General features: G+C 69.8%; 23 protein-coding genes. 14 read left to right on the top strand and 9 right to left on the bottom strand.

The annotated features are described in order from the left end of the window. Positions 1 to 110 precede the first annotated feature (110 nt). On the bottom strand, positions 111 to 743 hold the full coding sequence (locus tag P2T62_RS08605; protein ID WP_276260989.1) for a hypothetical protein: 633 nt from the start codon (positions 741 to 743) through the stop codon (positions 111 to 113). A 161-nt stretch (positions 744 to 904) separates the two neighbouring features. Further along, positions 905 to 1,231 carry a helix-turn-helix domain-containing protein gene (locus tag P2T62_RS08600; protein ID WP_337250439.1) on the bottom strand — a complete coding sequence of 109 codons (327 nt, stop codon included), beginning with the start codon at positions 1,229 to 1,231 and terminating at the stop codon, positions 905 to 907. Positions 1,232 to 1,428: 197 nt separating this feature from the next. Here P2T62_RS08600 and pan1 point away from each other — a divergent pair, with 197 nt between their 5' ends. Then, entirely contained in the window at positions 1,429 to 2,646 is a 1,218-nt protein-coding gene (gene pan1, locus P2T62_RS08595; RefSeq protein WP_276260988.1) for a proteasome-activating nucleotidase Pan1, read from the top strand. Positions 2,647 to 2,742: 96 nt separating this feature from the next. Here pan1 and P2T62_RS08590 read toward each other — a convergent pair whose 3' ends face one another. Next, positions 2,743 to 4,185, bottom strand: coding sequence for a cryptochrome/photolyase family protein (locus tag P2T62_RS08590; protein ID WP_276260987.1), 1,443 nt, complete (start codon positions 4,183 to 4,185; stop codon positions 2,743 to 2,745). A 137-nt stretch (positions 4,186 to 4,322) separates the two neighbouring features. On the opposite strand from P2T62_RS08590, the gene P2T62_RS08585 reads away from it, so the two are divergent. From P2T62_RS08585 to P2T62_RS08570, 4 genes are all read left to right on the top strand, one after another. After that, the gene (locus tag P2T62_RS08585; protein WP_276260986.1) at positions 4,323 to 4,829 is read left to right on the top strand and encodes a universal stress protein; all 507 of its coding nucleotides are present in this window, start codon (positions 4,323 to 4,325) and stop codon (positions 4,827 to 4,829) included. 96 nt (positions 4,830 to 4,925) lie between these two features. Continuing rightward, on the top strand, positions 4,926 to 5,330 hold the full coding sequence (locus tag P2T62_RS08580; RefSeq protein ID WP_276260985.1) for a DUF7344 domain-containing protein: 405 nt from the start codon (positions 4,926 to 4,928) through the stop codon (positions 5,328 to 5,330). A gap of 177 nt (positions 5,331 to 5,507) precedes the next feature. Next, on the top strand, positions 5,508 to 5,660 hold the full coding sequence (locus tag P2T62_RS08575) for a DUF7559 family protein (RefSeq protein ID WP_276260984.1): 153 nt from the start codon (positions 5,508 to 5,510) through the stop codon (positions 5,658 to 5,660). Continuing rightward, the gene (locus P2T62_RS08570) at positions 5,657 to 6,229 is read left to right on the top strand and encodes an Hsp20/alpha crystallin family protein (RefSeq protein WP_276260983.1); all 573 of its coding nucleotides are present in this window, start codon (positions 5,657 to 5,659) and stop codon (positions 6,227 to 6,229) included. The genes P2T62_RS08575 and P2T62_RS08570 overlap by 4 nt, the downstream gene beginning before the upstream one ends. A 24-nt stretch (positions 6,230 to 6,253) precedes the next feature. Here P2T62_RS08570 and P2T62_RS08565 read toward each other — a convergent pair whose 3' ends face one another. Both P2T62_RS08565 and P2T62_RS08560 read right to left on the bottom strand, forming a co-directional pair. Continuing rightward, the gene (locus tag P2T62_RS08565; RefSeq protein ID WP_276260982.1) at positions 6,254 to 7,402 is read right to left on the bottom strand and encodes an NAD(P)/FAD-dependent oxidoreductase; all 1,149 of its coding nucleotides are present in this window, start codon (positions 7,400 to 7,402) and stop codon (positions 6,254 to 6,256) included. Positions 7,403 to 7,616: 214 nt separating this feature from the next. Continuing rightward, complete coding sequence (locus tag P2T62_RS08560; protein WP_276260981.1) at positions 7,617 to 8,729, bottom strand: OBG GTPase family GTP-binding protein; 1,113 nt, start codon at positions 8,727 to 8,729, stop codon at positions 7,617 to 7,619. Positions 8,730 to 8,979: 250 nt separating this feature from the next. On the opposite strand from P2T62_RS08560, the gene P2T62_RS08555 reads away from it, so the two are divergent. From P2T62_RS08555 to rpl12p, 6 genes are all read left to right on the top strand, one after another. Beyond that, on the top strand, positions 8,980 to 9,147 hold the full coding sequence (locus P2T62_RS08555) for a hypothetical protein (RefSeq protein WP_276260980.1): 168 nt from the start codon (positions 8,980 to 8,982) through the stop codon (positions 9,145 to 9,147). Between the two features lie 145 nt (positions 9,148 to 9,292). After that, complete coding sequence (locus tag P2T62_RS08550) at positions 9,293 to 9,781, top strand: 50S ribosomal protein L11 (RefSeq protein WP_276260979.1); 489 nt, start codon at positions 9,293 to 9,295, stop codon at positions 9,779 to 9,781. Positions 9,782 to 9,939: 158 nt separating this feature from the next. After that, positions 9,940 to 10,644 carry a TMEM165/GDT1 family protein gene (locus P2T62_RS08545; RefSeq protein ID WP_276260978.1) on the top strand — a complete coding sequence of 235 codons (705 nt, stop codon included), beginning with the start codon at positions 9,940 to 9,942 and terminating at the stop codon, positions 10,642 to 10,644. Positions 10,645 to 10,837: 193 nt separating this feature from the next. Further along, the gene (locus P2T62_RS08540; protein WP_276260977.1) at positions 10,838 to 11,479 is read left to right on the top strand and encodes a 50S ribosomal protein L1; all 642 of its coding nucleotides are present in this window, start codon (positions 10,838 to 10,840) and stop codon (positions 11,477 to 11,479) included. Beyond that, entirely contained in the window at positions 11,479 to 12,564 is a 1,086-nt protein-coding gene (locus P2T62_RS08535; RefSeq protein WP_276260976.1) for a 50S ribosomal protein L10, read from the top strand. The genes P2T62_RS08540 and P2T62_RS08535 overlap by 1 nt, the downstream gene beginning before the upstream one ends. Before the next feature lie 5 nt (positions 12,565 to 12,569). Further along, positions 12,570 to 12,932: a 50S ribosomal protein P1 gene (gene rpl12p / locus P2T62_RS08530; protein WP_276260975.1), complete on the top strand. Its 363-nt coding sequence runs from the start codon at positions 12,570 to 12,572 to the stop codon at positions 12,930 to 12,932. A gap of 175 nt (positions 12,933 to 13,107) precedes the next feature. On the opposite strand, the gene P2T62_RS08525 is transcribed toward rpl12p, so the two are convergent. Continuing rightward, entirely contained in the window at positions 13,108 to 13,284 is a 177-nt protein-coding gene (locus tag P2T62_RS08525; RefSeq protein WP_276260974.1) for a hypothetical protein, read from the bottom strand. Between the two features lie 229 nt (positions 13,285 to 13,513). Between P2T62_RS08525 and P2T62_RS08520 the strand changes: the two genes are divergently transcribed. After that, positions 13,514 to 14,641: a DUF7973 family transport facilitator gene (locus P2T62_RS08520; protein WP_276260973.1), complete on the top strand. Its 1,128-nt coding sequence runs from the start codon at positions 13,514 to 13,516 to the stop codon at positions 14,639 to 14,641. A gap of 37 nt (positions 14,642 to 14,678) precedes the next feature. On the opposite strand, the gene cutA is transcribed toward P2T62_RS08520, so the two are convergent. Together cutA and P2T62_RS08510 are read right to left on the bottom strand one after the other, a co-directional pair. Next, a complete protein-coding gene (cutA, locus tag P2T62_RS08515; RefSeq protein WP_276260972.1) occupies positions 14,679 to 14,990 on the bottom strand; it encodes a divalent-cation tolerance protein CutA in 312 nt (103 codons plus the stop codon). 30 nt (positions 14,991 to 15,020) lie between these two features. Then, positions 15,021 to 15,212 (bottom strand): HEWD family protein, encoded by a 192-nt coding sequence (locus P2T62_RS08510; RefSeq protein WP_276260971.1) that lies wholly within the window; start codon positions 15,210 to 15,212, stop codon positions 15,021 to 15,023. Between the two features lie 99 nt (positions 15,213 to 15,311). Between P2T62_RS08510 and P2T62_RS08505 the strand changes: the two genes are divergently transcribed. Further along, on the top strand, positions 15,312 to 15,908 hold the full coding sequence (locus tag P2T62_RS08505; RefSeq protein ID WP_276260970.1) for a YbhB/YbcL family Raf kinase inhibitor-like protein: 597 nt from the start codon (positions 15,312 to 15,314) through the stop codon (positions 15,906 to 15,908). A gap of 35 nt (positions 15,909 to 15,943) precedes the next feature. Here P2T62_RS08505 and P2T62_RS08500 read toward each other — a convergent pair whose 3' ends face one another. After that, positions 15,944 to 16,438, bottom strand: coding sequence for a GNAT family N-acetyltransferase (locus P2T62_RS08500; RefSeq protein WP_276260969.1), 495 nt, complete (start codon positions 16,436 to 16,438; stop codon positions 15,944 to 15,946). Positions 16,439 to 16,550: 112 nt separating this feature from the next. Here P2T62_RS08500 and P2T62_RS08495 point away from each other — a divergent pair, with 112 nt between their 5' ends. After that, complete coding sequence (locus P2T62_RS08495) at positions 16,551 to 17,102, top strand: class I SAM-dependent methyltransferase (protein ID WP_276260968.1); 552 nt, start codon at positions 16,551 to 16,553, stop codon at positions 17,100 to 17,102. The last annotated feature ends 48 nt before the right edge of the window (positions 17,103 to 17,150 follow it).

Here is a 17,150-nt window from a genome sequence, read left to right as displayed (position 1 = left end):
GTACGCCCTAAATGGTTGCGATAGCGGATACTGTCTGGTATCGAGGGGTATGTACTGCAACCAGGCGGGGGCTGGAGGGGCCAGGCGACGACCCGTGGTTCCCGGTGGGCTCACCCGGTCCGGGTGACGATGATACGGATGTGCGCCCCGGCGGCGGTCTGTCGGCCCGATGGCGTCCGACTGTTGCCCCTGAGTACGTAGCTCGAGGGGTCGACGTCCTCGCCGCCGACGGTCACCTCCACGTCGTACTGTGGGTCCGAGTCCTCGTAGGTGGTACCCTGATAGGTGACGGAGTTGTCGGTCACGCCGATGCCGATGGTGTCCAGCGCGTACGCCAGGGTGACGCCCTCGCCGTGGACGTGCCAGAACCGACCGTTGCCGCCCTCGAAGTGCCAGTACCGGTCCTGCACCTGGTACTCCCCCTGGCTGAAGTCGAGGCTCTCACCGACCACGGTGACGTTGATGGTCCCGTGGCCGTGGACGCCCCCGAGGTTGTGCGGTGTCGTCGCTCCGCCCGACCCGGCGAAGAAGACGAGATAGCCGATGATGGCGACCGCGAACAGGACGATAGCCCCGAGCGCGATGGGGCCGGCCGCATCGCCGAGCGTGCTCCCGTCCTCGTCCTCCATCCCCAGCCGTCGTCGGTCGATGCGCCCCAGTTCATCGGCGTGTTCGGCCTTCAGGTGCTTGTCCCGGGCCGTCTCGTTCCCGAACGACTCCCCGCAGTAGTCACAGTCCGGCATTCGTTGGCAGCCGTTGGCCACCGACCGATTCAAGCGTTACGGTGGGCCCGGCGGGCATCACCCGACCGTCCGGCCGTGACGGTGGTCCACGGAGCAGTCGGGCCGAAGCCGGGACCCCGCGGCCGGCTCGGGCGACCCGTGGTCGGCAAGCCGCGGTCGAGTCAGTCGATCCGGAGCCGGTAACGCTTCTCGCGGGCGTCCCGCAGGGAGAACCCCTCGCTGACGACGTCCGCCTCCTCCAGCCGCCCCACGGCGTACCGCACCGTCCGGGGCGGGAGCCGTGTCTCCGCGGCGAGGTCCGTCCCGCTCAGCGGCCCCTCGTGCTCCAGCACCCGCGCCACCAGCTTCGCGCTCGCGGGCAGCGCCGCGACCGTCTCCCAGCCGGGAGCATCCGCCGCGTCCACACCCGTTCCCTCACGGCCCGTTGCGGTCTCCCGGCTCCACTCCGCCCGCTCGTCGGCCACGGCCGCCGAGTCCGGTCCGGTCATACTCCGGCTCCGTACGCGACGGCCATAATAATTTCGAGTTAGATAATTACCATCGTACATCCCTCGGCGGGCGGGGCCATGGGAGCGGCCATCGGACCGCAGCAGCGCGCACGACGCCGGCAGACGGAAGGGCGACGCCGAGTATCGAGTGCGGCCACCCGAAGCCTCTTATGAGTACACCACCCTACTTCCTGTCAATGACCGACGCCGTGGACGATGTCGATATGCCGTACGACGAGAACGCCTCCCAGCAGGAGAAGGTGGAGGCACTCCGCGAGCGGTTGGAGGTGCTGGAGGGGCAGAACGAGGAGATGCGGGACAAGCTCCTCGACGCCAGCGCGGAGAACAACAAGTACCAGCAGAAGCTCGAGCGGCTCACCCACGAGAACAAGAAGCTCAAGCAGTCGCCGCTGTTCGTCGCGACGGTCCAGGAGCTGACCGACGAGGGGGTCGTCATCAAGCAGCACGGCAACAACCAGGAGGCGCTCACCGAGGTCACCGACGAGATGCGCGACCGCCTGGAGCCCGACGACCGCGTGGCGGTCAACAACTCACTGTCCATCGTGAAGGTGCTGGACGACGAGACGGATGTCCGCGCCCGCGTGATGCAGGTCGAGCACAAGCCGGACGTCGGCTACGACGACATCGGCGGCATCGACGAGCAGATGGAGGAGGTCCGCGAGACGGTCGAGCTCCCGCTCAAGAGCCCCGAGATGTTCACCGAGGTCGGCATCGACCCGCCGAGCGGCGTCCTGCTCTACGGCCCGCCGGGCACGGGCAAGACGATGCTCGCCAAAGCGGTCGCCAACCAGACCGACGCCACCTTCATCAAGATGGCCGGCTCCGAGCTGGTCCACAAGTTCATCGGTGAGGGCGCGAAGCTCGTCCGGGACCTGTTCGAACTCGCCCGCCAGAACCAGCCGGCCGTCATCTTCATCGACGAGATCGACGCCATCGCCGCGAAGCGCACCGAATCGAAGACCTCCGGGGACGCCGAGGTCCAGCGGACGATGATGCAGCTGCTCTCGGAGATGGACGGCTTCGACGAGCGCGGTGACATCTCCATCATCGCCGCCACCAACCGCTTCGACATGCTCGACCGGGCCATCCTCCGGCCGGGCCGCTTCGACCGCCTCATCGAGGTGCCCAAGCCCGACGCCGAGGGCCGCGAGATCATCTTCAAGATCCACACCCGGAGCATGAACATCGCCGACGACGTGGATTACGAGGCCCTCGCCGAGATGGCCGACGACGCCTCCGGGGCGGACATCAAGGCAGTCTGCACGGAGGCCGGGATGTTCGCCATCCGCGACGACCGCACCGAGGTCCGCCGCGTGGACTTCGAACAGGCCTGGGAGAAGATCCAGCAGGAGGACGACGAGGACGAGGACGAGATCTCGAAGACGTTCGCGTAATCCGTTCCACGCATCCTTTCTCAGCTACGTTCTGTATTTCTGCCAGAACAACCACATTATCGCGATATTCGACAGATTCAGAAGATACCCTGCCAGTCACTCCTCGTCGGGGTCCTCGCCACGGGCGCGCTTGAACATCGCCAGCGCCTGCTCGCGCCGCTCGGAGTGGTCGACGATGGGCGCGGGGTACTCGGGCGCCAGCTGCTCGCGCTCGGAGCGGGAGAGTTCGTGCCAGGAGTGGATGTCGTCGGCGTTGACGCCCTCCAGTTCGGGGACGTAGCGTGTGATGTACTCCGCGGCGGGGTCGTAGCGCTCGCCCTGCGTCATCGGGTTGAAGATGCGGAAGTACGGCTGGGCGTCGGTCCCGGTCGAGGCGGCCCACTGCCAGCCGCCGTTGTCGTTGGCGGTGTCGTGGTCGACCAGCTTCTCGCGGAAGTGCGCGTAGCCGTGGCGCCAGTCCAGCAGGAGGTCCTTCGTGAGGAACGAGGCGACGATCATCCGGACGCGGTTGTGCATGTACGCCTCCGCCAGTAGCTGGCGCATCCCCGCGTCGACGATGGGGTAGCCCGTCTCCCCGCGCTTCCAGGCGGCGAGTTCCTCGCCGGGCTCGTTCCAGTCGATGTCGTGCTCGTACTGCTTGTAGTTCTCCGTCACCACCTCGGGGTTGAAGTTGAGGACGTGGTGGTAGAACTCCCGCCAGGCCAGCTGGCTCCGGAACTCGTCGACCGACTCGCGGGCGGCCTCGTCGGGCGCGTCGGCCCGTGCCGCGGCGACCGCCTCGGAGACCTCGCGCACGCCGATGGTCCCGTAGTGGAGGTGTGCGGAGAGCCGGGAGGTACAGCGGTCGGCCGGGTAGTCGCGCCGGTCGTCGTACTCGTAGACGTCGCTCTCGAGGAAGTCGTCGAGGCGCTCGCGGGCCGCCTCGTAGCCGGCCGGCGGCACCTCGGCCGCGGGGTCGTCGAAGCCGAGGTCGGCGAGCGTCGGGAGGTCCCCGGGGTCGTCGGGCGTCGCGAGCTGGTCCGCTTCCGGCGCGGGGTAGGGGTCGGCCTTCTCGCGGTCGCGCCACTTCTTCCAGAAGTAGGTGTAGACGGAGTACGGCTCGCCGGCGTTGGTGGTAATCGAGCCGGGTTCGTGGTGGAGCGCGTCGTGGTACGCGGCGACCCGGACGCCGGCGTCGTCGAGCGCGTCGCGGACGGCGGCGTCGCGCTCGCGGGCCAGGCCGGAGTAGCCACGGTTCCAGACCACGCCCGTCGCGTCGTGCGCGGCGGCGACCTCAGGGAGGACCGCCGTCGGGTCCCCGTGGCGGACGAGGAGGTCGCCGCCGCGGTCGCGATACGCGTCGTGGAGCGACGCCAGTGCGTCGAGCAGGAACGCGACCCGGGGCGGCGAGGCGTGGTCGAGGACGGCGTCGTCGAGGACGAACAGGCCCAGCACGGCGCCCTCGCCCGGCGCGGGATCGGCACCCTCGACCCCGGCCGCGGCGGCCAGTCCCCGGTTGTCCGTGACCCGCAGGTCGCTCCGGTGCCAGTGCAGGCGCATATCCGGATCCACTCGCGGGCACCGCATACAGGTTCGGGTCCCCCACGCCGTCGGCCGATTCCACGGTCGCCGGACGCGAGTACGCCCCCTGACCAGCGCCCGGACGATTTACGGCCCGGGGGGTCGCATCGGCCGCCATGAGCGACGAGACGAGCGACGACACCGGCGCCGAGGCGGCACAGGACGGCGCGGGGAGCGAGGGGGACGACAGCCGGAAGAAGGTCCTCGTGCCCATCGATGGATCGGAGCAGTCCCACGCGGCCCTCCAGCACGCGCTGTCGGAGTTCGAGGGCGCGACGCTGACCCTGCTGCACGTGATCAATCCGGCACGGGCCGGCTACGGCGCCCAGGCCGGTATCCCCACCTCGTCGGAGGAGTGGCTCGAGGAGGCCGAGGCCGAGGCCGACGAACTGTTCGCGGCGGCCGAGGAGCGCGCCCACGGCCGGGACGTCCAGCTCGAGACCGTCACGGAGGTCGGCAATCCGTCCCGCGTCATCGTCGAGTTCACCGAGGACGAGGCGAACGGCATCGACCACGTGGTGATGGGCTCGCACGGCCGCTCCGGCCTGTCACGGGTGTTGCTGGGCAGCGTCGCCGAGAACGTCGTCCGCCGGTCGACCGTCCCCGTGACGGTCGTGCGCTGAGTGGACGGACGGCGCTCGGTGAGCCAGCCGACCCATCGGCCATCGACAGGGGTTCGTCGGCGCTAGACTTATGCCCGGGTAGTCGTCAGCATCGATGTGACGGAGACGAGCTCCGATCTCGGTCCGGTGACCGCGTTCCACCTCCTGAGCGCGCGCCGGCGTGTCGCGGCCGTGGTGGCCGTCGAGGAGGCGAACGAGCCGATCTCGAGCGGCGAGCTCGCGACCATGACCGCTGCCGCCGAGCACGGTCGCCCCCCGGGCCGACTCGGTGGGCGCAGCGCCAGCGCGGTCAAGGCCGACCTCGAGAACGACCACCTCCCGCGACTGGTCGCGCACGACGTCCTCCGCGACGCCGAGGACGGCTACGCGGCCGGGGCGAACCTGGAGAGTCTGCTGTCCATCGTGGACACGACGGTCGAGCGGTTCGGGGGGCGATCCCCGCTCGCGACGGCCGAGCGCCAGCCCGGCGACGACGGGCCCGCGCTCGACGGCGACGGGTGACGGGTCGGCCGCGACGACGGGGCGGGGCGTCCGCGGTCGCTGGTACCGGAACCGGCGGTGACCCGCCCGCCCGTACCGACCAGCCGGGAGGACGTCGCTCGAACACCACCGACCGCTCGTGCGCCGTGGATTGCCCCGCCCGGGAGTTTGATACGTCGCGCGGGCCTACGGCCGGGTATGCCCAAGACGCTCGAGATCACGTGTGCCGACGAGGGCTGCGACCTCGACATGGCGGAGCTGCACTACACCTACAACATGCCCGACGGGACGGGCGCCGAGGCGTTCAGCTGTCCGTACTGCGGTGGCGAGGTGGAGGCGATCAACGCGTGAGCGACGACGACGAGGCCGACGGCTTCGACGGGGACTTCGACGAGTCGTTCGAGGAGGCGTTCGACGAGGAGTTCGAGGAGGTCGAATCCGACTCGGGGTCCGGCATCGACCTCCCGTCGCTCCGCGAGGTCGGCGAATCCGTCGGCGAGGCGGTGCTGGACGGCATCGGCCGTGCCTCGGCCCGCGTCCAGGAACGCCGCCCGCTCGCGGCCGACCTGCTGGAGTCCGACGACGCCTACCTCGTGGTCTTCGACGCGCCCGGCGCCGAGCGCGAGGACGTGCAGGTCCGCTACGAGGGCAACGTCGTCGCGGTCCGGGTCGACCGCTTCCGCGAGTTCCAGGAGGGGTTCGAGACCCACGTCCCCGGGCGCGGCCTCTCGCTGTCGGGCGAGGTCGCGCTCCCGGAGGGCGCCGACGTCGATGTGGACGCCGCCGAGGCGACGCTCACCGACAGCGGGACGGTCCGCATCCTCGTGCCGAAGCGGGCTGACGACCCGGTCGAGATCGAGGCCGACGACGAGGACGACGCGGACGGCGCCAGCCCGGACGACCCGGACATCGACGAGTGACGACGAGCGGGCCCGCCGCGCCGCTCACGATTCCTCGACGAGCATCCCCTCGACGATCTCGAACGACTCGTCGCCCTCGAACCGCGACGGGTCGAACGGCGTCAGCCACTCCCCATCGCAGACGCCGCGAGCGATTCGCTCGCCCAGCGCCGGCGCCCGCATGAAGCCGTGGCCCTGCCAGCCGGCCGCGACGACCACACCGGGCGCACGCTCGCCCAGCAGCGGGTCGCCGTCCGGGGTCGCCGTGCAGAGCCCGGCCCAGGCGCGCTCGACGGCTGGCGGTTCCCCGGCGGGTCCGTCGCCGAACGCGGCACGGAGATGGTCGCCACAGTCCGCGACGAACCAGTCGTCGGCCTCCCGGGCCCAGTCGTCGGGGTCGCGCTCGACCGGCTCGGTCCCGTCGCCGACGAGGAGTCCGCCCTCCCGGGGCCGGCAGTAGTAGCCCCCGGTCGCGTCGTAGAGCTGTGGCGCCGCGGCGGCGAGCGGCGTTGGTTCGGTGACCGCAGCCTGCACGCGGTAGGGCTTGACGGGCACCGGCAGCCCAGCGTCCCCGAGCAGTCGCCCCGTGTGCGCGCCTGCGGCCACGACGACCGTATCGTGCGCGGCCGCCCCGTCGGGCGTGACGACGTGTGGGCGGTCCACCTCGGCTCGCAGTTCGACGGGCGTCCCCTCGCGGAGCGTGACGCCGGCCGCGACGGCCCGCTCCGCCATCGCCTCGGTGTAGGCTCCGGGGTCGGCGTGGCCCGCGTCCCGCGCGACGGCCGCGACGTCGACGTCGGCCCGGAGCGCCGGGAACTCGGCCGCGAGGTCGGCGCCGTCGAGCAGGTCGACCCGGCGGTCGTGGGCCTGCATCCGGGGCACCTGCTCACGGATGGCCGCGGCCCGGCGGTCGTCGCCCTCGCGCGCGAGCCAGACGTACGGGCAGGGCGTGAACGACCAGTCGAAGGTGGGGTCGGCGTCGAGGTCGCGGAAGCGCGCCAGGGCGCGGTCGGCGACGGCGGCGTCGATGTCCTCGGCGAACGCGTCGTAGCAGACGCCCGCCGCGCGGCCGCTGGCGCCCGACCCGACGGTCTCGGCCTCGTACAGCGTCACGTCGCAGCCACGCGCCGCGAGGTCGTGCGCGGCGGTGGTCCCGACCGCCCCGGCGCCGACGACCGCGACCTGCTGGTCCATGCAGGGATGGACGGGCCGCGGGGCTTCAGTTCATCGACCGGGAAAGTGGCGATCAAGTGAGTAATAGCCGAAACTATGAATATATTCGAATGTTTTGGTTCCTAAGTATGTTTCTAGAGAGTTGTGATCTTGTATTCACTGGTCGACCCCTGTAGAGCGCCCCGGTCGCCGGATGTCTCGCGGCTCGGTGGAACCTGCCTGGTCCACGCCGGGGCTACTTCCTGGCGACGATGCGCAGCACGTCCTCGTCTGCGAGTTCGTGGTCGCGGCCGACCTGCTGGTCGTCGTGCTTCGCGGAGTCCCCACTGACGCGGGCGAACTTGAAGCGCTCGTCGAAGGAGCCGCCGAGCCGGTCGAGCGCGTCGTCGACCGTCTTGGCGTCCTCGGTGAGGATGAGGGGCTCCTCGTAGTCGACGCCGCGGCCGGGCTTGTCCATGTAGATGCGGACGAGGCCGAGCGACTCCCAGATGGCCTCCTTCAGCGCGTCGAGGCCCTTCTCCTTCTCCGCGCTGATGAAGACGGCGTCCTCGGGGTCGATGCCGTGGTCCCGGAGGTCGGCGTCTACCTGGTCCTTGTAGTCGGGTTCGATGAGGTCCGTCTTGTTGACACAGACCCGGGAGGGGAGGTAGACGCGGTTGTCCTGCAGCGCGTCGACCAGTTCGTCGATGGTGAGGTCCTCGCGGATGGTGCAGTCGGCGTTGATGTAGTCGTACTCCCGGAGGACGCCCTTGATGGTCTCGTCGTCGAGGCTCACCTTGTCGGAGGTGGTGAGCTTGATGCCGCCGCGGCCGGTCTTGGTGATGGAGACCGAGGCGGGCTCCGTATCGAGCCGGACCTTGTTGGCGTACAGCTCCTCGCTGAGGCGCTCGTACTGGTCGATCTCGAACACCGAGAGAACGAACAGGACGAGGTCGGCGGTGCGGACGACCGAGAGGACCTCGCGGCCGCCGCCGCGCCCGGAGGCGGCGCCCTCGATGAGCCCCGGCACGTCCATCAGCTGGATGTTCGCGCCGCGGTACTTCAGCATCCCCGGGTTGACGTCGAGCGTGGTGAACTCGTAGGAGCCGACCTCGCTGTCGGCGTTCGTGAGCGCGTTCAGCAGGGTGGACTTGCCGACCGACGGGAACCCCACCAGCGCGACCGTGGCGTCGCCGGTCTTCTCGACGGCGTAGCCGCCACCGCCGCCGGAGCCGGACTGCTGTTCGAGCTTCTCCTTCTTCTTCGCCAGCTTCGACTTCAGCCGCCCGATGTGGGCCTCCGTGGACTTGTTGTACGGCGTCTCGGCGATCTCCTCCTCGATCGCCTCGATCTCGTCTTCCAGGCCCATTGCCTGAGTCTGGGCCATCCGGACTCAAATGCGTTCCCGTTCGGGGGCCGGGTGCCACGCCCTCGCGGGGGCCGGATGCCATGCCCTCGTGGGGCCCGGTCGGTACCCCCTCCTGTGGCCCGGTCGGTACGCCCCCGTGGGGACCGACGACCCAGCGGGGGGTCTGCGACGGGTGTCGTCGTGGAGGCAGCTCCCCCCCGCCGTCGGCCGCTTCCGCGGGCGTTATGCCGGCGCGGCGACTCCACACCGTATGGACAAGCGGGCGCTCGCCGCCAGTCTCCTCCTCGGTGCCGTCGCCTTCGTCGGCCTGCTGCACACCGTCCTCGCGTACGCCTTCGGGACCGGCCTCCAGCAGATCGGGCTCCTGGTCGCGGCCACCTGCATCGTGGGCATCGTGCTGGTCAATATCCGGCCGTGAGACCCACCGCGAGGTCGACCCCGATGGTCAGCCGTGAGGCCGGTCCTCGCGCGTGTCGTGGCCGGCGCCGCGGTGGGCTGGGTCGCCGGCACACGCGCGGGGCGAAGAAATAACGCTTAAACCCGCCGCGTCGGTGCACACACGTATGGCTGGAACTATCGAAGTGCTCGTCCCCGGCGGGCAGGCCAACCCTGGCCCGCCGCTCGGCCCCGAACTCGGGCCGACCCCGGTGGACGTGCAGGCGGTCGTCAACGAGATCAACGAACAGACCGCAGCGTTCGACGGGACAGAGGTCCCCGTCACGGTCGAGTACGAGGACGACGGGTCGTTCTCCATCGACGTGGGTGTCCCGCCGACGGCCGCACTCATCAAGGACGAGCTCGGCTTCGAGACGGGCAGCGGCGTCCCGCAGGAGGACTTCGTCGCCGACATGACCGTCGAGCAGCTGAAGAAGATCGCCGAGCAGAAGCTCCCGGACCTGCTCGCCTACGACGCGAAGGGCGCCGCCAAGGAGGTCGCCGGCACCTGCACCTCGCTGGGCGTCACCATCGAGGGCGAGAACCCCCGCGAGTTCAAGGAGAGGATCGACGCAGGCGAGTACGACGAGGTCTTCGCGAGCGAAGCGGCAGCGTAGGGACCCGTTCTCGATTCCCTGTTCGCTCGACGCTCCGAGCGACCGCTACAGTTTTGCGCGTAGCCCGAATTACTTTTCAGTCGTCACCACCTCCGATTGGATACGTCTCCCCGATGCGCACGTGGATACCGTCGAGCTGCCCGGTGGGGTGGTGAGTGATGGCCGGTTGGCTGGAGGTTCTCGTGGCTGCCGCGACGCTCCAGTTGCTCGTCCTCCCCGGCGAGAAGGTCCAGCTCATCATCGCCGGGCTGTCGACGAAGTACAACCCCTACATCGTCGTCGCGGGCGCGGGCGTGGCGTTCGCGGGGTGGACCGCGCTCGAGATCGTCTTCGGTGAGGCACTCCAGCGGGCGCTCCCGGCCGTCTACCTCGACGCCATCACCGGCGGGCTGTTCTTGCTGTTCGGTGTCGTGCTCGCGTACACGGCACTCGGGCTGGACGAGAGCGGCGACGGCGTGACGACGGATGGAAGCGGTGAGTACGGTGGGCAAGACGCCAGCGCGGAGGGGACCGCCCTGCCCGGACCACAGACCGAGGCCATCACCGAACGGGTTCCAGAGGGGTACCGGGGGTTCGTTCCGGCGTTCACCATCAGCGCGTTCGGGGAGTTCGGCGACAAGACCCAGCTCGTCACCATCGGGCTGGCGGTCCAGTACGGGGCGCATCCGGCCATCTGGCTGGGCGAGATGCTGGTCATCATCCCGGTGAGTCTGGCGACCGCGCTGGTCTCGCACCGTCTCTCGCACCTGATCACCGTCGAGCGGCGCCGGTACGTCTACCTCGGCTCGGCGGCGCTGTTCTTCCTGTTCGCCGCCGACACCGCCGCAGAGTACGTGTTCGGCGGCGGGTTCCTGCCCGTCTGAACCCGGTGCGTCCGGCGTGCGTCAGGTCGAGTCCTGGGGCCGTCTCGGGCCCCCAGGCCGCGTCAGTCCCTCACGCACGCTCTCTCGCTTCGACGCACTTAACTGTGCCATCGTCGTGGTTCCGACGAGACAGGCGTCCGTCGGACCCTGTTTCACACCGTAGTAGCCCTACGGCGCACTACGGAGGTGAACGATGGCAGATCAGGATATAGAGAACGCAGTCGCGCAAGCGATGGAGGAGGCCCCGCCGCGGAACTTCCGCGAGACGGTGGACCTCGCCATCAATCTGCGGGACATCGACCTAGACGACCCCAGTAACCGGATCGACGAGAGTATCGTCCTTCCATCCGGGACGGGGCAGGAGACACGTATCGTCGTCTTCGCCGAGGGGGAGACCGCCCTCCGCGCCGAGGACGTCGCCGACGAGGTACTCGACAGCGACGACCTCGAGGACCTCGGCGACGACACCGACCGGGCGAAGGACCTCGCCGAGGAGACCGACTTCTTCATCGCCGAGCAGGCGCTGATGCAGGACATCGGTCGCTACCTCGGGACCGTCCTGGGCCCGCGCGGGAAGATGCCGACCCCCCTCAGTCCGGACGAGGACGTGGTCGAGACCGTCAACCGCATGAAGAACACGGTCCAGGTCCGTTCGCGCGACCGACGCACCTTCCACACCCGCGTCGGCGCCGAGGACATGACCGCCGACGAGATCGCCGACAACATCGACGTGATCGTCCGGCGGATGACCGCGGACCTCGAGAAGGGGCCGCAGAACATCGACCGCATCTTCGTCAAGACCACCATGGGTCCGGCCAAGGAGGTGCCCATCTGATGAGCGCCGAGGAAGCCGAGGCCCAGGCGGCCGCCGAGCGCAAGACCGAGCACATCCCCGAGTGGAAGCGCGAGGAGGTCGACGACCTCGTCGAGACCATCGAGTCCTACGAGAGCGTCGGCGTCGTGGACATCGCGGGGATCCCCTCGCGACAGCTCCAGGACATGCGCCGGGAGCTCTACGGGACCGCGGAACTCCGCGTCTCCCGTAACACCCTGCTCGTCCGGGCGCTGGAGGAGGTCGACGATGGCCTCGAGGACCTGACGGAGTTCGTCTCCGGCCAGGTGGGCCTCATCGGGACCAACGACAACCCGTTCGGACTCTACCAGCAGCTCGAGGCGTCGAAGACGCCCGCGCCCATCAACGCCGGCGAGGTCGCGCCCAACGACATCGTCATCCCCGAGGGTGACACGGGCATCGACCCCGGACCGTTCGTGGGCGAGCTGCAGCAGGTCGGCGCCGACGCGCGCATCCAGGACGGCTCCATCCAGGTCATGTCCGACTCGACCGTCCTCGAGGCGGGCGAGGAGGTCAGCTCGGACCTGGCCAACGTTCTGAGCGAGCTCGGCATCGAGCCCAAGGAGGTCGGCCTCGACCTCCGTGGCGTCGTCTCCGACGGCGTCATGTTCGACCCGGAGGACCTCGACATCGACATCGAGGAGTACCGGGCCGACATCGAGACCGCGGCCGCTCGCGCGCAGAACCTGTCCATCAACGCCGGGTACCCGACCGCGCAGACGGTCCCCAGCATGCTGGGCAAGGGCGCCAACGAGGCGCGCTCGCTGGCCATCGAGGCGGCCATCGAGTCGCCCGACGTGGCCGAGGACCTCGTCGCGCGGGCCGACTCGCAGCTCCGCGCGCTCGCGGCTGTCATCGACGACGACGAGGCGCTGCCCGAGGAGCTCCGGGGGACTGCCCCCGAGCCGGCGGGCGGTGACGCGTCCCCCGACACCGAGACGGACGCCACCGAGGACGAGGAGGAACAGGCGGACGACCAGACCGAAGACGCCGAGGCCGACGCCGACGACACCGACGATGACGACGACGGTGGCGACGGTGGCGAAGCACTCGGTGCGATGTTCTGACAACAATGGAATACGTTTACGCAGCACTCATCCTGAACGAGACGGGCGAAGAGATCAACGAAGACAACCTGACCGGCGTGCTGGAGGCTGCCGGCGCCGACGTCGACGAGTCCCGCGTCAAGGCCCTCGTGGCCGCGCTGGAGGACGTCGACATCGAGGAGGCCGTCCAGGGGGCCGCTGCGGTCCCGGCCGGCGGTGCCGGCGGCGCCGCTGGTGGTGCCGCGGGCGGTGCCGAGGCCGAGGAAGCCGAGGCCGACGAGGGCGGCGACGACGACGACGAGGCCGAGGAGGCCGAGGCCGACGAGGGCGGCGACGACGACGACGAGGACGACGCCAGCGGCGAGGGCCTCGGCGAGCTGTTCGGCTGAATCGGTCACCGACTGACACGCCACTTCTTTCGACGCCACCGGGGAGCTACGGGTGTCTCGACCGCCCCGCGTGATTCTGATCCGATTACGGCGGTAGCGCGGATACCCGATAGTCACGGCTGCGGCTCGTCGAGCGATCCACAAAGAATCCGATTACCGGATCGTCGATTCGCCGTCAGTCCGCGACCAGGTAGGTCCGGCCACCCTTGCGTTCGAGGTAGCAGTCCGTGTCGGTGTCGCGGGCGTACTCCACGATCTCGGCAGGCGGGCGTTCGCTCACGTCGAAGACGCGGCGGTCGGGACTGGGCGTGCTGGTGGTGTCGGGACGCACGCGAACGGTGTCTATCGACATGGATGAACGTTCGAGTGGAACGAGTATGAACGCCAGCCACCCGGAGTGGAAGTGAAACCGCAGGACGTGACCGCCCTCGGCTCCGGGCCGGGTCCCCTTGCACCGGATCGGGTCGGTGCAGCTGGCCGGCGGTGGCGCCTCGCCGCAGATGGACAACGCTAACTGACTGGTCCCGGGAGCGCCGAGTGATGAACATCTGTACGGCTGCTCATACGGAGGTGCCGACCGGATGGTCGAGCTGACGACCGTCCTGCTGTTGACCGCGGTCGCGTTCGCCGGGGGGGCCTTCGGCGCCTCGCTGGGGGCACTCCCCTCGTTCGCGTTCACCGGGTTCGTCGTCATCGTCGGCGAGGTGGTGAACATCGGGAGCGACCTTGCCGCGGCCGCCGGGACCGATGGCGCGCTCGGCGCGTACGGGATCACGGGTAGCATCGCGTTCGGCGCCGGCTTCGGCCCCCACGTGGCGTTCGCGGGCGGTGCGGCCGCGGCCGCCTACGCCGCACGGCGCGGGAAGATGGACACCGGGTTCGACTACCACGAGGCGAAGAACATCACCCACTCGCTCGGGTCGGCCCCGGACGTCCTGCTCGTCGGTGGGGCCTTCGGCGCGCTCGGCTATCTCGTGTTCTACCTCTCGAAGACGACGTTCGGCCTCCCGTTCGACCCCGTGGCGTTCAGTGTCGTCGTGACGGCGTTCTGCCACCGCATCGCGTTCGGCTACCCGCTCATCGGGGACGCGCGCGAGGGGCTGCTGAACATGGTGCCGTACGAGCGTGGCCGGCATCGGGAGCCCGTCGCCGACGGCGGGACGGTGGACGACGGCCGGCCGACCGACGGCGATCCGGTCGAGACGGCCACCGCGCCGCCGCGACTCCTCGTCGAGCCGTGGCTCCCGTACCAGTACCGGTGGCCGAACGTGGCCATCCTGGGCGCCGTGGTCGGCGTGTTCAGCGGCTACACCGCCTGGGTGACCGCGAGCCCGTTCCTCGCCTTCGGCATCACCGCGGCGTCGCTCCTCTTCCTCGTGCTCGGGGCCGAGCAGTTCCCGGTCACCCACCACATGGCGCTTCCCGCGGGCCTGCTCGTGGTCGCGCTGGTGCCCGGCGCCGCCGGTGCGGGACTGACTCCGGCGGAGGTACAGGCGGCCGTCCCGCTCTGGCAGGTGGTCGTCGGTGGTGCCGCGATGGGGCTCGTGGGGGGACTCACGGGGGAACTCTGCCAGCGGGTGCTGTACGCCCACGCCGACACCCACCTCGACCCACCGGCCGCCTCCATCGTCCTGACGACGCTGCTCATCGCGGTGCTGGACATCGCCGGGGTGTTCGCGCAGGACTTCATCCCGACGCTGGGGCTCTGAGGCCAGGCCGTCGCCCCGGTGGTGACCAGTTCCGACGCTACTCCTCGCCCCCGACCGCCGCGGCGCGCCACTCCCCGAACGCCGGCAGCACGTCGGCCTCGTCGAACCGCTCGACACACGGCACGTCGTACGGATGCAGCTCCTCGACCCGGGCCACCAGCGCGTCGTACCGCTCCCCGGTCGTCTTCGCCAGCAGGATCACCTCCTCGTCGGTGACCACCTCGCCCTCCCAGCGATAGACGGAGTCACAGGCGACGCGGTTGACGCAGGCGGCGAGGCGCTCCTCGACGAGCGTGCGTGCGAGGTCGGCTGCGGCGTCCTCGGGCGCGGTGATGTACGCGGTCGGCATGCGGGGTGGTTCGATGCGCCCCGTGAAAAATCAGGCCTCGCCGTCGTCCCGGACGGGACTGTAGCGGCCGTTGATGTTCCACTCGTGGATGCAGTGGCGGTCCCCGACGAGGCGCTCGCCGTCCTCGGTCCGGATGACCCACTTGCCCTGCTCGTCGTCCCAGACGTCCTCCCGGTCGCAGCGCTCGCAGGAGCGCTCGGTGGGTGGCACGATCTCGACCATACCTCTCCGGAGGACGCTGGGGGGCTTCAATCCCGCGCCGCACGGCACGTTCCCGGAGGGGAACGCAAGGCGCTTCCCGGGCTCGCCCGTAGCCCGTCCATGGAGCGGCGCGCGCTGCTGGCGACGCTGGGCTCGGCGGTGACGACCGCCGTCGCTGGCTGTATCACCATCGGTGGAAGTCCGCCGACCCCGGACGGGATGACGGTGCGGTCGCCCGCCTTCGACGACGGCGGCACCATCCCGACGGCGTACACCTGCGACGGGGTCGGGCGGTCACCGCCGTTCACCTTCGCTAATCTCCCCGAGCCGACGGAGGCGGTCGCGCTCACCTGTCGGTACCCGAACAGCCTCGCGCAGAACTTCGACCACTGGCTGCTCTGGAACGTCCCGCCCGAGCGCGGCGAGATCCCCGCCGGGCTCCCGGCCACGGAGACGCTCTCGGCGCTGGGTGGCGCCCGGCAGGGGCTGAACGGTATCGGCGAGGTGGGGTACCTCCCGGTCTGCCCGCCGCCGACGCTCGGCGCGGAGGAGTACCGCTTCCGGCTGTACGCCCTCCGGCGACCGCTGGACCTCCCGGGCGGCGCGAATCAGGAGCGGTTCGAGGAGGCGCTGGAGGGGGCCGTCCTCTCGAGCATCCGCTACGTGGGGTTCTACGACCGACCGGACGGGACCACCGGGACCGCACGCGGTCGGTAGAGGCGAACCCTGCGGTCCGCCGTCCGGACCAGAGGTCAGTCCTCGCGCTCGAGCCGGTACGCGCATTCGGGGTACAGTTCCCCGTCGATGAGCGTCTCCGCGTCCTCGGAGACCAGCTCGAACCCGCGGGCCTCGTAGAAGGCCCGGCCCTGGTCGTTGGCTGCCAGCACCATCGCCTGGACCGCCTCGACACCCTCGTCGAACAGATCGTCGACCATGCGGTCCACGAGTGCCGTTCCGACACCGCGGTCGCGGTAGCCCGGCGCGACGTACAGCCTGAGCAGGTCACCACGGTCGGCGCCGACGTAGGCGTGGGCGAACCCCACCACCTCGTCGCCCAGGCTGGCGACGAGGACCAGCGCGTTCTCGCGTTCGATGGTCGCCTTCAGTGAGTGCTCGTCGTACCAGTCGCCGGCCGCCTCGGCCGCGTTCTCCCGGTTCAGCACCTCCGGGTAGTCCGCCCGCCACGTCGCGCGGGCCACCCGCTCGATGGCCGCGGCGTCGTCGGTCGCTGCTCGCCGAACGATCATGAACGACTGTTCGGGTCGTGGCCTCTTGAGTGATACCCCGGGGCGCACATCCCCGGGCGTGGGGAGACGACCCGCCCGGGGCGGTTATGTCCGGGGCGCTCGAACGGCAGGTATGGGATTCCACACGTACGACGTGGAGAAGGCCGAGGCGCTGGAGGACCCCGGCCGGTACGAGTACGTCTCCGTCGACGAACTGCTCGCGCTGTTCGAGCCTGCCGGCGAGGTCGCCGACCTCGGCAGCGGGACGGGCTTCTACACGGACGACGTGGCGCCGTACGCCGAGACGGTCCACGCCGTCGATGTGCAGGCCGAGATGCACGACCTCTACCGGGAGAAGGGGACTCCCGACAACGTCCGGTTCGTGACCGCCGAGGTGGCCGACCTGCCGTTCGCGGACGACGCGCTCGACGGCGCGTTCTCGACGATGACCTACCACGAGTTCGCCTCGGACGCGGCGCTGGCCGAACTCGCCAGGGTGGTCCGCCCCGACGGACTCGTCGGCATCGCGGACTGGTCCGCCGAGGGCGAGGGGAACAACGGCCCGCCCCGGAGCGAACGGTTCGCCGCTGCCGACGCCGTCGAAGCGTTCCAGGGCGCGGACTTCACCGTCGAGCGCGCCCAGGAACGGCGGGAGACGTTCGTCCTCAGTGCACGGAAAGATTGAACATTCTACCACTTCTAAGCCGTAGAAAACTCGTGATTAAGGATATAT

Origin of the sequence: Haloglomus litoreum, from assembly GCF_029338515.1 — an archaeon.
Taxonomy (GTDB): domain Archaea; phylum Halobacteriota; class Halobacteria; order Halobacteriales; family Haloarculaceae; genus Haloglomus; species Haloglomus litoreum.
Note: the sequence above shows the minus strand (reverse complement) of the source record. Positions and strands in the feature narration are given on the sequence as shown.

Bases quoted from the DNA above. Each gene is read 5' to 3' on its own strand.
- cutA (WP_276260972.1), bottom strand. From the start codon at position 14,990: ATGCCGACCGCGTACATCACCGCGCCCGAGGACGCCGCAGCCGACCTC.
- P2T62_RS08535 (WP_276260976.1), top strand. From the start codon at position 11,479: ATGAGCGCCGAGGAAGCCGAGGCCCAGGCGGCCGCCGAGCGCAAGACC.
- P2T62_RS08540 (WP_276260977.1), top strand. From the start codon at position 10,838: ATGGCAGATCAGGATATAGAGAACGCAGTCGCGCAAGCGATGGAGGAG.
- P2T62_RS08510 (WP_276260971.1), bottom strand. From the start codon at position 15,212: ATGGTCGAGATCGTGCCACCCACCGAGCGCTCCTGCGAGCGCTGCGAC.
- P2T62_RS08545 (WP_276260978.1), top strand. From the start codon at position 9,940: ATGGCCGGTTGGCTGGAGGTTCTCGTGGCTGCCGCGACGCTCCAGTTG.
- P2T62_RS08575 (WP_276260984.1), top strand. From the start codon at position 5,508: ATGCCCAAGACGCTCGAGATCACGTGTGCCGACGAGGGCTGCGACCTC.
- P2T62_RS08520 (WP_276260973.1), top strand. From the start codon at position 13,514: ATGGTCGAGCTGACGACCGTCCTGCTGTTGACCGCGGTCGCGTTCGCC.
- P2T62_RS08585 (WP_276260986.1), top strand. From the start codon at position 4,323: ATGAGCGACGAGACGAGCGACGACACCGGCGCCGAGGCGGCACAGGAC.
- P2T62_RS08565 (WP_276260982.1), bottom strand. From the start codon at position 7,402: ATGGACCAGCAGGTCGCGGTCGTCGGCGCCGGGGCGGTCGGGACCACC.
- P2T62_RS08590 (WP_276260987.1), bottom strand. From the start codon at position 4,185: ATGCGCCTGCACTGGCACCGGAGCGACCTGCGGGTCACGGACAACCGG.
- P2T62_RS08605 (WP_276260989.1), bottom strand. From the start codon at position 743: ATGCCGGACTGTGACTACTGCGGGGAGTCGTTCGGGAACGAGACGGCC.
- P2T62_RS08560 (WP_276260981.1), bottom strand. From the start codon at position 8,729: ATGGGCCTGGAAGACGAGATCGAGGCGATCGAGGAGGAGATCGCCGAG.
- rpl12p (WP_276260975.1), top strand. From the start codon at position 12,570: ATGGAATACGTTTACGCAGCACTCATCCTGAACGAGACGGGCGAAGAG.
- P2T62_RS08550 (WP_276260979.1), top strand. From the start codon at position 9,293: ATGGCTGGAACTATCGAAGTGCTCGTCCCCGGCGGGCAGGCCAACCCT.
- P2T62_RS08600 (WP_337250439.1), bottom strand. From the start codon at position 1,231: ATGACCGGACCGGACTCGGCGGCCGTGGCCGACGAGCGGGCGGAGTGG.
- P2T62_RS08505 (WP_276260970.1), top strand. From the start codon at position 15,312: ATGGAGCGGCGCGCGCTGCTGGCGACGCTGGGCTCGGCGGTGACGACC.
- P2T62_RS08500 (WP_276260969.1), bottom strand. From the start codon at position 16,438: ATGATCGTTCGGCGAGCAGCGACCGACGACGCCGCGGCCATCGAGCGG.
- P2T62_RS08525 (WP_276260974.1), bottom strand. From the start codon at position 13,284: ATGTCGATAGACACCGTTCGCGTGCGTCCCGACACCACCAGCACGCCC.
- pan1 (WP_276260988.1), top strand. From the start codon at position 1,429: ATGACCGACGCCGTGGACGATGTCGATATGCCGTACGACGAGAACGCC.
- P2T62_RS08555 (WP_276260980.1), top strand. From the start codon at position 8,980: ATGGACAAGCGGGCGCTCGCCGCCAGTCTCCTCCTCGGTGCCGTCGCC.
- P2T62_RS08495 (WP_276260968.1), top strand. From the start codon at position 16,551: ATGGGATTCCACACGTACGACGTGGAGAAGGCCGAGGCGCTGGAGGAC.